General features: G+C 64.2%; 14 protein-coding genes, 1 tRNA gene and 1 pseudogene. 7 read left to right on the top strand and 9 right to left on the bottom strand.

What is annotated here, in order from left to right; all coding sequences use genetic code 11:
- Window positions 1-148: 148 nt before the first annotated feature.
- Window positions 149-544 (top strand): annotated as a pseudogene (locus CFB82_RS08225) (transposase); the annotation flags it as partial.
- A gap of 201 nt (window positions 545-745) precedes the next feature.
- Window positions 746-997, top strand: a complete 252-nt coding sequence (locus CFB82_RS08220) for a hypothetical protein (RefSeq protein ID WP_069247814.1) — start codon at window positions 746-748, stop codon at window positions 995-997.
- 195 nt (window positions 998-1192) lie between these two features.
- Here CFB82_RS08220 and CFB82_RS08215 read toward each other — a convergent pair whose 3' ends face one another.
- A complete protein-coding gene (locus tag CFB82_RS08215) occupies window positions 1193-1510 on the bottom strand; it encodes a hypothetical protein (protein ID WP_011351791.1) in 318 nt (105 codons plus the stop codon).
- Window positions 1511-1667: 157 nt separating this feature from the next.
- On the opposite strand from CFB82_RS08215, the gene CFB82_RS08210 reads away from it, so the two are divergent.
- The 3 genes from CFB82_RS08210 (at window position 1668) to CFB82_RS08200 (ending at window position 3277) form a co-directional block, all read left to right on the top strand.
- Window positions 1668-2384 (top strand): YdcF family protein, encoded by a 717-nt coding sequence (locus CFB82_RS08210; RefSeq protein WP_069247813.1) that lies wholly within the window; start codon window positions 1668-1670, stop codon window positions 2382-2384.
- 220 nt (window positions 2385-2604) lie between these two features.
- Window positions 2605-2883, top strand: coding sequence for a hypothetical protein (locus tag CFB82_RS08205; protein ID WP_069247812.1), 279 nt, complete (start codon window positions 2605-2607; stop codon window positions 2881-2883).
- A gap of 136 nt (window positions 2884-3019) precedes the next feature.
- Window positions 3020-3277 carry a hypothetical protein gene (locus tag CFB82_RS08200; protein WP_021162409.1) on the top strand — a complete coding sequence of 86 codons (258 nt, stop codon included), beginning with the start codon at window positions 3020-3022 and terminating at the stop codon, window positions 3275-3277.
- 39 nt (window positions 3278-3316) lie between these two features.
- Here the strand turns inward: CFB82_RS08200 and CFB82_RS08195 are convergent, their stop codons facing one another.
- The 5 genes from CFB82_RS08195 to CFB82_RS43155 all read right to left on the bottom strand — a co-directional run bounded on the left by CFB82_RS08195 (window position 3317) and on the right by CFB82_RS43155 (window position 6724).
- Entirely contained in the window at window positions 3317-3607 is a 291-nt protein-coding gene (locus CFB82_RS08195; protein WP_089483873.1) for a putative quinol monooxygenase, read from the bottom strand.
- A gap of 529 nt (window positions 3608-4136) precedes the next feature.
- Complete coding sequence (gene bamC, locus CFB82_RS08190; protein WP_089483872.1) at window positions 4137-5348, bottom strand: outer membrane protein assembly factor BamC; 1212 nt, start codon at window positions 5346-5348, stop codon at window positions 4137-4139.
- Between the two features lie 141 nt (window positions 5349-5489).
- Window positions 5490-5566 (bottom strand) — tRNA-Pro (locus tag CFB82_RS08185).
- A 159-nt stretch (window positions 5567-5725) separates the two neighbouring features.
- On the bottom strand, window positions 5726-6439 hold the full coding sequence (locus CFB82_RS08180; RefSeq protein ID WP_089483871.1) for a class I SAM-dependent methyltransferase: 714 nt from the start codon (window positions 6437-6439) through the stop codon (window positions 5726-5728).
- A gap of 126 nt (window positions 6440-6565) precedes the next feature.
- A complete protein-coding gene (locus CFB82_RS43155) occupies window positions 6566-6724 on the bottom strand; it encodes a hypothetical protein (protein ID WP_179255383.1) in 159 nt (52 codons plus the stop codon).
- 110 nt (window positions 6725-6834) lie between these two features.
- On the opposite strand from CFB82_RS43155, the gene CFB82_RS08175 reads away from it, so the two are divergent.
- Together CFB82_RS08175 and CFB82_RS08165 are read left to right on the top strand one after the other, a co-directional pair.
- Window positions 6835-7650 carry a tyrosine-protein phosphatase gene (locus CFB82_RS08175; RefSeq protein WP_256990303.1) on the top strand — a complete coding sequence of 272 codons (816 nt, stop codon included), beginning with the start codon at window positions 6835-6837 and terminating at the stop codon, window positions 7648-7650.
- A gap of 345 nt (window positions 7651-7995) precedes the next feature.
- On the top strand, window positions 7996-10206 hold the full coding sequence (locus tag CFB82_RS08165; protein WP_089483869.1) for a hypothetical protein: 2211 nt from the start codon (window positions 7996-7998) through the stop codon (window positions 10204-10206).
- A 79-nt stretch (window positions 10207-10285) separates the two neighbouring features.
- Here the strand turns inward: CFB82_RS08165 and CFB82_RS08160 are convergent, their stop codons facing one another.
- The 3 genes from CFB82_RS08160 to pheT all read right to left on the bottom strand — a co-directional run bounded on the left by CFB82_RS08160 (window position 10286) and on the right by pheT (window position 13649).
- Window positions 10286-10699 (bottom strand): MerR family transcriptional regulator, encoded by a 414-nt coding sequence (locus tag CFB82_RS08160; protein WP_089483868.1) that lies wholly within the window; start codon window positions 10697-10699, stop codon window positions 10286-10288.
- 61 nt (window positions 10700-10760) lie between these two features.
- Window positions 10761-11147, bottom strand: a complete 387-nt coding sequence (locus CFB82_RS08155; RefSeq protein ID WP_006486093.1) for an integration host factor subunit alpha — start codon at window positions 11145-11147, stop codon at window positions 10761-10763.
- Between the two features lie 72 nt (window positions 11148-11219).
- Window positions 11220-13649, bottom strand: a complete 2430-nt coding sequence (gene pheT, locus CFB82_RS08150) for a phenylalanine--tRNA ligase subunit beta (protein WP_089483867.1) — start codon at window positions 13647-13649, stop codon at window positions 11220-11222.
- Window positions 13650-13660: the final 11 nt, after the last annotated feature.

The following is a 13660-nucleotide window of genomic DNA, read 5'->3' as shown; positions in this document are numbered from 1 at the left end:
ACAGGGCGCAGGTGTCGTCGGACGGAAGAGCAGAAACGCCGCTGCCGGCCAACCGGACGCCCCCACCCGGCACTCGACAATCGAGTGCCTGAAGAGTGCGCGGCGCAGGGCAGCGCACCGGAGTTAGCTTCGCTGAGGTGAGGACATGATGCTGTTCGACGATTTGAGAGATAACGAGTGGGCGCTGGTCGAGGGTCTGTTTTGCTCTGAACCCGCACGGAGTGAGCGGCGCGGCCGCCCCCGCGTGGAAGCCCGCTCGGTGGTGAACGCCGTGCTGTGGGTGCTGTCGACGGGTGAAGGCTGGTCGAAGCTGCCGGGCCGCTATCCGTCGCCGCCGACTTGCCGCCGTCGCTTCGACGAATGGCAGGCGGACGGCACGCTCGCCGAAATCGTGAAGCGACTCGGCACGAGCGGCCGGCAGATCTCCCTGCGCGGGCGCATCGGCGCAAGCGCCGCGAAGCCGCCCGCACCGCCGAGCCGCGACCGGCTGCGCGGCGCCTTCTGGACCAATCCGGAATCCTGGCGCGCGCCCGTCAAGATGGCGTAACGAATGCTCGATCGGGCGGCTTCGGCCGCCCGGTTTCTTTCAGCGACGCGACTTGCCCGCGACGCGTGCGTTGCCGTCGATTACCGTTGACGTGCCGCGATACATCTATTTACCAATATTTACAGCAAGCCTGCGCTCCCACGCTTACCTTAGCGAATTATCAACAGGCCGCGTCGACGGCTTGAAGGGAGCCCCGCCATGAAACCAATGTCACTGCTCGTCGCATGCGGCATTGTCATTTCCGTGGCGTTGTCCGCTCCAGCCCGCGCCGACGATCGCGTGAAGCCGCCCCACCGCCAGCAGGATCACCGGAACACCCTCCGCCAGCCGCCGTCCGCCAACCTGCCCAGCCGGCAAACCGTGCCGCGTGGCGACCTGCGCGGCGACATCGCCAGCAATGCGCGAGCGCGCATCGGCTCGCAGCCGACCGACGTCCCGCGTCATCCGTAGTCCTGCCAATTTCGGGATTTCGCCAAAGAAAATGCCCGCGGTCGGGAACTGCGCCGCATGCGACGAGTCACAACGTTGCCATGAGCACAGCGTGGCAACAGCAAAAGTATCCGGTACGCCCGTATCCTCGCGATACGGGCTTTTTTTTGGGTATCGCCAGGCGCGCGGCGATGCGCGTGACGGGATGATCGACCGCTACAGGCGGCTTTCGAGAATCGCCACGGCACTCGCTTCGCTCAGTGCGTAGTCGGCCATGCGGCGATCGGTCCAGGAAAGTAATTTCTCGTCGCGCTCGAGGCGCGAGAATTCGGCTCGACCGCTTTCGGTCAGTACGGCAATATCGACCGGCGCATGGAAGCCCGGCGCGGGGGCAACGGTTTTCTGCCTGACCGTGTCCATCAGCCCGAGCGAACGGAGATACTCGAACACGCCCGGGCGGCGCGCCCACGGTACCTGGCGGTACTGCACTCGTCTCAATGCGTCGAGCACCGCTTCGTTGGAATACGTGGCCATCTCGATTCTTTCTTAAAGTGCAGCGACAATGCGAAGCGGCGCGCCGGGCGGCTTCTCCGCCCGCCGATACCGCCACCGATTCTGGATGCCGACGTTCGGCGTCGCGTCAGGGCCGGATCGTCAGCCGTCCATAAAAAGACACCATACCCCAATCAAATTGATTCTGTTCGATTCATTTGTACTTCTCTTCATCTGTTTCATGCTCTGCCGCAAGCGGCGACGAATCATCTCGATCGCCGCCGCTGCGTTGTTCTGGCTGCTCGCGACAGGCTGGCTCGCCGCGCCGCTGATCGCCTGGACCGAGGCGGGCGTCGAACCCGTCGAGCACCCGGACATGCATGGACGGACCACACTGATTCTCATCGGCGCAGGGACGAAGCACGGCGACTCAGGGCTGCGACCGCCACCTGACGGAACCGCCCGCATCCACAAGGTCGCAGCGCTCTACCGCACCTGCCGGCAGCAAGCCGAGCGCTGCACTGTGGTGATGTCGGGCGGCGACCCGCAGCATCACGGCGAAACCGAGGCTGCCGTCTACGGGCGCCAACTCGTGGCCGAAGGCGTCGCGCCCGCGGACCTCGTGCTGGAGCCGGATAGCCGCACAACCTACGAAAACGCGAAATTCACTGCGTCTATACTACGCTCACAGTATGACGACGCGCGCATTCTCGTCACCTCCTCCTACCAGATGCGCCGCGCATTGCTCGATTTCCACCGGTTCGGGATCGATCCGCAGCCCGTTTATGCGAATCGCCGGCGTGCGCAAACGGGCTGGCTGCCGCACTGGCGCAATGTGGTCAACGCAGAGCAGGCGCTGCACGAACTGGTCGGCATCGCGCAGTTCCATGTCTATCGATGGCTCGGGTGGTTCTGAGGGCTCCGGGAAACCGCAGCGGAAATGTCCGCGACGGCGACGATGGCAGGCGCGTGACGGAGTGAGCGAAGTGTTGCGCGACTTCAACGGGACCTTGCGTCGTGCCACGATCCGGTGCACATTGATCCGTCACTTTTGTTACACTCGACACGCACTCGATTGCAGTCGCCAGACAAAACGGCAACACTCGGGTTCATCACCACTTAGCGGAGGTAAAGCAATGAAGAAGACGTCCCTGGCTATCCTGGTAGCGATGTCGGCGCTGACTGGCGCAGCGTATGCGCAAGAGAGCACGGAAATCAAGACGATTACCGATCCGGCCAAGATCTCCGAGATCGAGCAACGCGCACAGGCGCTGCAGCAGCAGCAAGCGACTGAAGCCGCACAGCCGGCGATGCAGGAAGAGCATCACCACGGCAAGAAGGCCGCTCACCACAAGGCTGCTGCGAAGAAGGCCGGCAAGAAGGCTGCCAAGGCCGCAGACGCTGCCAGCCAGTAAGTTCGGCGGCACCGCACAAGCGAAAAGCCGAATCCGGGCAACCGGGTTCGGCTTTTTTGGTTGCGGTGCCCGTGCGCTGTGCTAAAGTCGCGCACCGAAATTTTCCACCCGTGCGCACCCCGGTGCGGAGGACAGCATGAGCAACATTCAACTCGACATCGAGTGGACCGAAGCCGCCACTCGCCAGATCAAGCAACTGATGCCCCGCGGCTCGGCTGACGCGTTCCTCGCGCTGCCGCCGATCGAATGCCTGCCGATGGAGGGCGACGTGCTTTTCCTCGGCCCGCAAGGCAAGCAGCAACCGTTCATCGTCGCCGAGCGCCAGTACCATCACGACGGCGACGCCGACTGGACGATCATCCTGATCCTCGACGTACCCAACACGTCGCACTGACGCGCCGGCGGCCGGATACATCCGGTCGCCCCGCCCGGCTCAGACGAGCTTCGACAGCACGCGGATTTCGGAACGCTCGATCCAGTCCGCGGCCGCTTCCCGATAAGCGAGAATGTGCGCGGAACGCGCATGAGCAGCCAGCGCCTCCTCGCTTTCCCAGCGCTCGACGAATACGAATCGCGCCGGCTCCTTCAGGTCCCGATGCAGGTCGTACTGCAACGCTCCCGCTTCGTTGCGGGTCGGCTCGACGATCCCTTCGAGCTGGGCACGCAACTCCTCCTCGGCGCCCGGCTTCGCCACGATCAGCGCCACGACTGCAATTTCTGCCATTCCCGCTCCCCTTCATCTGGAAAAGCCCGAGAATACGCGAATCGCGCATCGGCTGCGCCAGCACGGTATCGCACGACGGCCCCAAAAAAAATAGCCCGCGCTTCAGAGAAGCGCGGGCGAAACCGTCGCCCTACGAGGATAGGCGACGGGGCCATCGAGATCCGCACGCTGGCGCGGATCGTCATTCGTTGCGCCGACGCTTGCCGCGTCGACATTCGAAGACGTCGATACCGTTGATCGGGCGCTCGCGGCGCACGCCCGGTATCTGACACCATCCTCCCTGTTTCAACAATTCCAACATATAAAGCAGGTTACGTGCCAACTGACGTGAACCGACCATCTAGTTGATTTATAAGGACAATTTTTTTGATACCGACGATGCTGCGGGCGCTTTGCCGCCGTAACGCGCGGATGTTACGTAACGTCACGAGGAGGGACCGACCGTCCAGCACATGCGCATGCCGGCGAGCGGCAATGAAAAAAGCCCGCCATGTGGCGGGCTTTTCATTGATGCGGAGAAACGTCGAGATCAGCGAAGCTGATTCACGAGCAGCCCCATGATCTGGCGAGCCGGTGACGACGTGTCGATCGCGCCCGAATCGTCGACGACCGCGACGCGCGTCTGGTCGGCCGTGAGTGCCTTCACGTTGACACGGTATTGCTTCGCCTGCTTTTCCTTCTTGCCGTGGAACAACTGGCTCCAGAAGCCCTGCTCGGCCGAGGTCAGATCCTTCGGATCGACATAGCGCACGAAATACAGGCCCTTCGTGCGATCACGATCGTCGACGGTGAAGTTCGCACGATCGAGCGCGAGACCGACGTGCAGCCACGACCGGTCGTACGGCTCGCCGAGCGTGACTTCCGACGGGACGGCAGCATCAGCCGCATCGTTGCCTTGCGCCGACGTGCGGGAGACGTTTTGCGCGGCAATCGCTGCAGCAGCCTTCGACGATGCGTCGTCGGCCTTCTTGTCCTTGGCTACCGGTACCGTGTTGTCCTTGATGTTCGCGATTGGCGGCTCGCCATTCTTCGCGCGCTGCTCGTTCTGTGCGAGCACGGCCATCAATCGCTTCAGGTATTCGGTCTCGAGCGCCGGATCATTCGGCTTCGCTTCCCACTTGCTCGAATCGTTGTTCGAGCCCGTGATCGCTTCACGCATCCCCTTCTGGCTGATGAACACGTAGGTGCCGCCATTCGGTGCCGAATCGAGACGCGTACGGTACTTGTTGCGCTCGGCCGTCACGTACGAGTTGCCCATCGCCTTCGAGATCACGCTGCGGATCAGGCCGTCGTTGATCTGCGGATGGGTTTCGTTCCAGTCGGTTTCCATCACGCCCTTGTCGCGCTGGTCGACGACGAGCAGGAAGCCCTGTTCCTGCCAGAAGCGGCGAACCTGCGGCCAGACGTCGGCGGGCTGCTTGCCGTCGATCACGAGCCAGCTCTCGGTGCCGTCGCGCTGGATATGCATGCCGGCGACGGCCGGAGCAACGGTGTCCAGCGCAGGCGCTGCCTGCTGGACCTGCTGAAGCGCGGACAGGGAAGTCGCGCCGCCCTGGGGCGGCAGCGAACGCTGATCGGCCGTCTCGTCGAGCATGTTGGGCGGCACTGCGAGCGACGCTTCCTTCGATTTCGAATCGCTCTTGTAGTCCACTTTCGTGGGCGACGACGTACCGCAACCGGCGACGAGCGCGCCGGTGGCGAGCACTGCAGCGAACCGCATGGTAAGACGAAGATCAGTCATGTTCGGGGAATCCTCTTCCGCTAAATCACGGCGCTTTCCGTGGATCAACCTTGCATTTTACCGGGGCCGCGCCGCGATGTGCAAAAAAGCGACCGGCAAGAAAAAACCCGCGTCAGCCTGAGCTGACGCGGGTTCTTTATCTGGTCGGGGCGAGAGGATTTGAACCTCCGACCACCTGCACCCCATGCAGGTACGCTACCAGGCTGCGCTACGCCCCGAAAGAAAAAAATTATAACAGACAGTTTTCCGATTTAGAACGGGTCGCATGCATTTTGTGAATATTCTTGTGAAATTTTTTGGCGCGAAGGCGCCGATGCGAGCAACGACAAGCGTGGCATGGACGATTCGCGCGCCGACCACACGGCCCCGCATCGCATTCACCGCTTGCGCGCAACACAGATGACCGTCAGCCCGGCGACGCGGTTGAAGCGGAAGATCGGCAACTCGATCCGGCAGATCGACTTGAGCAGGCCGTTGACGAACGGATGGTGGCGACGCAATTGCGACGCCGGCTCGCTCGGCTGCCGTCGCACCCGCTCGCCGAGCCGCAACGCTGCCGCAAGCGGAAACGTGAGACCGAAATAATAGGCGCCGTGCTCGACGTCGAGCCCCGAGCGACGCACCACGTCCTCGAGACTGCCGAGCGTATATCGGCGCTTGTGCTCGAGAAAATCGTCATGACCGCTCCAGAGGAACTGGAACGCGGGAACCGTGATCAGGAAGCGGCTGCCCGAAGGCGCGCCCTTGACGTACTGCGTGAGCAGACCGACATCGTCGTCGACATGCTCGAGCACGTCCATCAGCAACACGAGATCGGCGTCGAATCGGTCAACCGATCGCCGAAAGTGGATGGGCTTGCCGGACGCCTCGCCGTCGGTATCGTCGGCATAGCTCGTATCGACACACCACGCTTCCGTCGCCTGCGTACGCTCCAGCAAGTGCTTCGAGAAAAAGCCCGAGCCTGCACCGACATCGAGTATCCGGTTCGCGCCTGGCGCCCCCAGGAACCGACGGATCGCACTCGCCTTCGACGCGTAGTACCAGTGATCGCCCACGCCCGCACCCAGTACGTCGACTTCCTTGAGATCCATGACGTTTCCCCGTGATGGCTACTGTGCTTTGGTCGATACAGCCACTGATGCCGATCTTACCTCGCTGCCGCCGCCGATCCTACCCGTCGACAACGCGCAGCCGACACCGGCAACCCGCATTCCGACCTAATCGAAAAGGACGATGGCCGGTTCGCCGCAAATCGCTACCGTGCGGTTACCCGGCGCGAGATCGATGCGCATGGGCGGACCGTCCGACTGCATGCCGATCGATCCGGCCCGCCCCGGCTTTGCCGCGTCGCGTGATACAGGGGCGACTTCGGTCATCCCCGCAGTCGCGACCTCTTGTAACCGTCTTCGACACAGGGCATTGAATGCATCAGAAAAACGAAATTTCCCGTCGACATTTTCTCCGGCTAGGCGCCGGCACGATAGGCGTGGCGCTGGGAAGCGCATCGCTTCTGTCGGCATGCGGAGGCGACTCGATTTCGGTCGCGCCGGTCACGACACCGCGGCTGAGTTCCGCATCGAATTTTCGCGACACGGCCGGGCCGGACGGAACCGGCTACGTGACAACGAGCGGCGCCAGGATGAAAAAAGGCGTGATCTATCGTTCATCCGCACTCGCGTTGTCGGCCGCGGACATCGCCACCGTCGGCACGCTCGGCATCAGGCAGGTCTGCGACCTGCGCACGCCCGCCGAGATCAAGACGCAACCGGATGTGCCGCTGGCCGGCGCCACCTGGCAAAACCTCAACGTGCTCGGGGCTGCCAGCATCGATCCGATCCCGACCACCGGCGCCACGGCGATGGCATTCATGTCGAGCATGTACCGCGCGTTCGTCACGTCGGACGCTGCGCATGCCGGCTATCACGCGCTCTTCGCCGGCTTCGCTGGCTCAGGCGCAAACCTGGTGTTCCACTGCACGGCCGGCAAGGATCGCACGGGCTGGGCAACCGCGATCCTGCACACGATCCTCGGCGCGTCCGAGCAGACGATATTCGCCGACTATCTGTTGACGAACGTCTATAGCGCGTCGGAAATCACCGCTTCGGTCGCCCAGGCACAAAAAGCCGGCGGGCAAAATGCAGCAGACATGATGACCGCGCTGCAAGGCGCGCACACCGGCTATCTGCAGGCGGCATTCGACCAGGTCACCGCGTCGTACGGCTCGATGACGTCGTATATCGCGAACGGGCTGCAACTCGACCAGGCGACGCTGAACGCAATCCGGCAGCACATGCTGGTCTGACCGACCCGCGGGCTGCTGCGACGAGGCCGGATCCCATCCCCGCTTCGACGGCCGCGGCCGCTGCCCGTCGCATCCGGCGAAACCCGCATCGGCCAAGGCTGCAGCGGATTTTCCCGGTCGCAGAAGCCTTCGCCGACGACGGGCCGCGCAAACCAAACGACCGTTTGATCCGGCCGCCCAACCACCCCGAATCCATTGTCCCGCAGCCCGCCGGACCGCCGCGCCCCGGCGCCCGTTGTTTGGTGACGCCGCTCTAGCGCGCTATGCCACACTACACGGCATCGACGCTCGCGCCGTGCAGTGGCGCGCGCCGCCGTCGATCACGACAAGATATGGAGACAGACGATGCGGAATGCGGTCCGGCGCGGCCATCGCTCGCCTTTGGCAATTTTCGACTGGATTTCCGGCCCGCCACGCGCGGCCCGCCCCCTCTCGCGCAGGACATTCCGCGTGTTCGGCTGCGGCGTGCTGACGCTCGCGCTGCTGTGCGCCGGTTGCGCGGAATCATCCGCGCAGCGTGACGGCAACACGTCGGTCGCGTCGACGAAGATCGAACGCACCAAGGCCGAACGCCTCGCCCGCGAGCAGCAGGTCGCGCGCACCGTCCCGTCGCTCGCATCGATCAGCCTCACGCAACCGCGCTCGTTCACGCTCCGCGACTCGGGCCAGAACGGCGCGATGACGTTCCTGCGCGACGTCGATTTCCGCATCGTCAACAACCTCGGCTTCTTCATCCATCAGTTGTCGGCCACGCTGGTACCAACGCAAGCCGGCGCGCCGATCGTGTTCGACGATCCGACCAGTTTCCAGATCGACGTGCATGAAGGCACGGTCACGCTCGACGACGCGAAGCTCACCGCCCTCTTCAACACGTACATCTTCGGCTACCGCAACGCGCCGCTGCGCAAGCTCGCCGTGTCGGCCGGCGACGGCGTGATCCATCTGCAAGGCGAGATGCAGCGCGACGGCTGGGTGCCGTTCTCGCTGACCGGTACCCTCGCGATCCGTGACGGCAGCCAGCTCGTGTTCCATCCGACGGGCGTGCGCGTATCGGGCATCAACGCGCAGCCGGTGATGCGCGCGGCCAACGTGAAGATGGCCGACCTGCTGAAAGTCCAGACGCCGATCGCGCAACTCGCCGGCGACGATCTCGTGATGTCGGTCGACAAGCTGATGCCGCCGCCTCGCCTGAAGCTCACGATCACCGCGCTGCGCGTGACGCCGGCCGGGCTCGACCTGAAGCTCGACGACGGCACGCATGCCGGCTTCGCGATGCCCGCGAACGCGCCGCAGCAAGCGATGTACATTCGCGGCGGCGACGTGAAGTTCATGCGCTCGATGCCGATGAACGCGGACATCCTGATCGGTCCGGTCGATTCCACGAAGCGCGACCAGATTTTCGTGTTCGATCTGTATCACTATCGCGACCAGGTATCGGCCGGCTACTTCAATTTCGACGAAAGCGGCGCGATGGCGATCCGGATGCCGTCGTATGCGGGCCCGGCCAGCGGCGCGCTGCTCGGCAGCGCGACCGCGCGCCTGAACGACAGCTTCCTCGCCGCGCAACAGAATGCGCTGCGCGACATACGCCAGCACTGGGAAGCCTACGCACTCGCGGCGAACACCGCTCACCCCGGCATGCAGAAGGTCGCCATGCGGCGCACGTCGACCACGCCGTTCAACGAACGGCACGTGTCGAACCGCAACCCGACGATCCATCTGCGCAACGTCGACTTCAACCTGTCCGGGGATATCGGCTTTCACGTCGAGGACCTCGACGTGGAACTCGTATCGAAGCGGCCCGGCGAACCCGTCGATCTCGACGATCCGAACCAGTACGATATCCGCATTCTGGGCGGCACCGTCGTCGAGTCGTGGAAGGCGATGTCCGCGCTCTTCAACAACTATCTGCTCGACTACTCACCGCGCTCGCTCAACGACCTGCAACTGAGCGCGGACGGCACGAACCTGCGCGTCCAGGGCGGCATCAAGCTGTGGAACCACGTACCGGGCGTCTGGCTGCCGACCGACATGAACGGCACGCTGTCCGTGCTCGATGACCGGCATCTCGCGTTCAAGCCATCCCAGGTGTCGGTGCTCGGCATCCCGCAGGCGAAGCTGCTGCGTTCGCTCGGCATCGAGCTCGCTTCGCTGACGCCGTTGCAGCGTCGCGGCGCGGAACTGCGTGGCGACACGCTCGTGCTCGACCAGTACACCGTGTTCCCGCCCCCCGTGCTGAACGGCAAGCTCGGACAGGCAACGGTCGAACGCGACGGGCTGCGCCTCACGTTCAGGCGCATGGCAGGCGCGCCCTCGCCGCAACGGCCGCAGATCGATGCACCGAGCTACATGTGGATGGAAGGCGGCGACATGAAGATGTTCAACGTGCTCGAACTGAACGTGCGCGCGCTGATCCGGAATTCGGCCGAGGCCGGCCCGATGCGTTTCGACCTGTACGGCTACCGCAGCCAGGTCGCGCAAGGCTCGGTGCGGATGCTGCCGGACGGCACGCTGGTCGTCGACATGGGGCAGAAGAACCCGCTCGCGTCACGCTGAAACGCACACGGCATGCATGAAAAAAGCCCGGTGGCACGCGGCCAACCGGGCTTTTCATTTCATCCTTCACGCTTCGCACTCAGTCGCGCTTCAGTCCGTCGAGCACGTCGAGCAGCGCCTGCCGCAATGCAATGACGTCGACGGTCGCGCCCGGCTTGCCCGGCGTGCGTGCATCGGTGGCCGGCGCCTCCGGCTCGACGGGTGCCGCCGCGGCCCGCTCCCCGGCCGGCGAATCGAGCCGGTTGCGCGCGCCGTTGATCGTGAATCCCTGCTCGTACAGCAACTCGCGAATCCGCCGGATCAGCAGCACTTCATGGTGCTGGTAATACCGACGATTGCCACGCCGCTTCACCGGCCGCAGTTGAGTGAATTCCTGTTCCCAATAACGCAGCACATGCGGCTTGACCCCGCACAGTTCGCTGACTTCACCGATCGTGAAGTAGCGCTTCGCGGGAATCGGAGGCAAGACGACTTTCTCAACCGTAGTGGTCATCGTCGGTTAACCGTCGGTAAAGGGTGCGCGGCGGCCGCGCGGAGATGTCAGCGCGCGGGGCTTACTCCGCGCCGTTTTCGACCAGCGCCTTCAGCTTCTGGCTCGCGTGGAAGGTTACCACCCGGCGGGCCGCGATCGGAATCGCCTCGCCCGTCTTCGGATTGCGGCCCGGACGCTGCGGCTTGTCGCGCAACTGGAAATTGCCGAACCCCGACAGCTTGACGCTCTCGCCGTTTTCGAGCGCGTCACGGATCACCTCGAAAAACGCCTCGACCATGTCCTTCGCTTCACGCTTGTTCAGCCCGACGCTGTCGAACAGCAGCTCCGCCAGTTCCGCCTTCGTCAGCGTGGGCGTCTCGGTGGACGCCGGCGCCGAAGCGTCGCGGTTCATGGCGCTGCGTTGCGCCGTCAGGAGGGCTTCGAATTCACTCGAGGTCATGTCGTTCATATCTGCCATACAGCGCGTTAAATCAAAACTTACGATCGGAAAAGGCCGCCCGCAAGCGGGCGGACCTCCTCCTTAGCCGCGCAGACGCGCACCGGCACGAGCCATCCGCTCGACCAGCGTCTGGATCGCCTGATCGACGACCTCGTCCTGTAGCGTGCCAGCCGCGTCCTGCAGCGTCACGCGGAAGGCAAGGCTCTTCTCGTGCGCGGCAAGACCACCGGAAGTATTTGATTTTGCACGAAATTCGTCAAAGAGTACAACCTTCTGAACGAATCGGCAGGCCTCTTCGGCAAGCGCCTTCTTCATTTCGTCGAAAAGTGCCTGAACCTCGACCGCCTGATCGACGACAACGGCGATATCGCGACGAACCGGCGGGAATTTCGATACGTCGGTCGGCGCGGGCAACGCACGCGCAATCAGCGCGTCCGCGTCGACCTCGAACATCACCGGCGCGTGCGGCAGTTCGTACTTCTGCATCAGGCGCGGGTGCAGCTCGCCGATCCAGCCGACCGCACGACCATCGACTTCGATGCGCGCGCTGCGGCCCGGATGGAGGGCCGGATGCTCTGCCTTCACGAAGCGAGCGGTCGCGGGCGCGAACAGTGCCTCGAGATCCCCCTTCACGTCGAAGAAATCGACCGGGCGGGTCGCCGTGCCCCATTGCTCGTCGAGCGCCGGACCATAGGCAAGCGCACCGACGCGCTTCGGCTGCACGTAGCCCTCGACCGTCAGCTCGCCGGCCTTCGCCGCCGTATCGGTGAGGAACACGCGGCCAGCCTCGAACACGCGCACGCGATCCGCGCGGCGGTTCAGGTTGTGGCGCAGCACGGAAATCAGGCTGCCGAACAGCGTCGTGCGCATCACCGACAGCTGGCTCGCGATCGGGTTCAGCAGGCGGATCGGATGGTCGTTGCCCGCGAAATCCTGCTCCCACTCCGCATCGACGAAGCTGAAGTTGACGGTTTCCGCGTAGTCGCGCGCGGCGAGCGCGTGACGGATGTCGTGGATCGAGCGCCGCGTCTCGTTGGTCGCGCGCATTTCGCTCGTCGCGACCGGCGGACGCGCCGGGATCTTTTCGAAGCCGTAGATGCGCGCCACTTCCTCGATCAGGTCTTCCTCGATCTCGATGTCGAAGCGATGCGACGGCGGCGTGACGAGGAATGCGTCGTCTTCACGCTCGAACGGCAGGCCGAGGCGCGTGAAGATGCTGGCGATCTCGTCGGCGCCGATCTGCACGCCGATGATGCGGTTCGCGCGCGATACGCGCATCTTCACCGGCGCGCGCTGCGGCAGGTTCACGGACTGATCGTCGACCGGGCCGGCCTTGCCGCCGCAGATCTCGAGAATCAGTTGCGTGATGCGCTCGACGTGCTCGACGGTCGTCGCGTAGTCGACGCCGCGCTCGAAGCGATGCGCCGCATCGGTCGAGAAGTTGTACTTGCGCGCACGGCCGCGGATGCTGTCCGGCCACCAGAATGCGGCTTCCAGGTAGATGTTGGTCGTATCGAGCGTGACGGCCGTGCTGTCGCCGCCCATGATGCCGGCCAGGCTTTCGACCTGACGGTCGTCCGAAATCACGCCGACCGTTTCGTCGAGTTCGACCGTGTTGCCGTTGAGCAGCTTCAGCGATTCGCCGCGCTTGCCCCAGCGCACCTCGATGCCGCCGTGGATCTTGTCGAGATCGAACACGTGCGACGGACGGCCGAGCTCGAACATCACGTAATTCGAGATGTCGACGAGCGCCGACACGCTGCGCTGGCCGGAACGCTCGAGGCGCTCGACCATCCACTGCGGGGTCTTCGCATGCGCGTTCACGCCGCGGATCACGCGACCCGAGAAGCGGCCGCACAGATCGGGCGCGGCAATGCGCACCGGCAGCGTTTCGTCGAGCTCGACGCGCACCGGGCGGATGTCGACCGGCGTCAGCGGTGCGCCGGTGATCGCAGCCGTCTCGCGGGCGATGCCGAACACGGACAGGCAGTCGGCCTTGTTCGGGGTCAGCTTGATTTCGAAGATCGTGTCGTCGAGGTTCAGCGTCTCGCGGATGTCCTGGCCGACCGGCGTGTCTTCCGGCAGCACCAGCAGGCCGCTGTGATCCTCGGACAGCTTCAGCTCGCGCGCCGAGCACAGCATCCCCTGGCTCTCCACGCCGCGCAGCTTCGACAGCTTGATCGCGAACGGCTTGCCGCCCTCTTCTGCCGGCGGCAGTTCCGCGCCGACCAGCGCGACCGGTACCTTGATGCCGGGCGCGACATTCGGTGCGCCGCAGACGATATTCAGCGTCGCGCCGGTGCCGGCGTCGACCTGGCAGACATTGAGCTTGTCCGCATCCGGATGCTTGACGACTTCGAGCACGCGGCCGACGACGATCTTCGACGTCGGCGGCGCAGCCTTGCTCAGCGATTCGACTTCGAGCCCCGCCATCGTCAGCGCGTGCGACAGTTCGTCGGTCGTCAGCTGCGGGTCGACAAAGGTTCTCAACCAGGATTCAGGGAATTGCATGGATGTCTACG

This window comes from Burkholderia sp. HI2714 (assembly GCF_002223085.1).
Classification (GTDB): Bacteria; Pseudomonadota; Gammaproteobacteria; order Burkholderiales; family Burkholderiaceae; genus Burkholderia; species Burkholderia lata_D.
The sequence above is the reverse complement of the archived record's forward strand: the minus strand, read 5'-3'. Positions and strand labels throughout refer to the sequence as shown.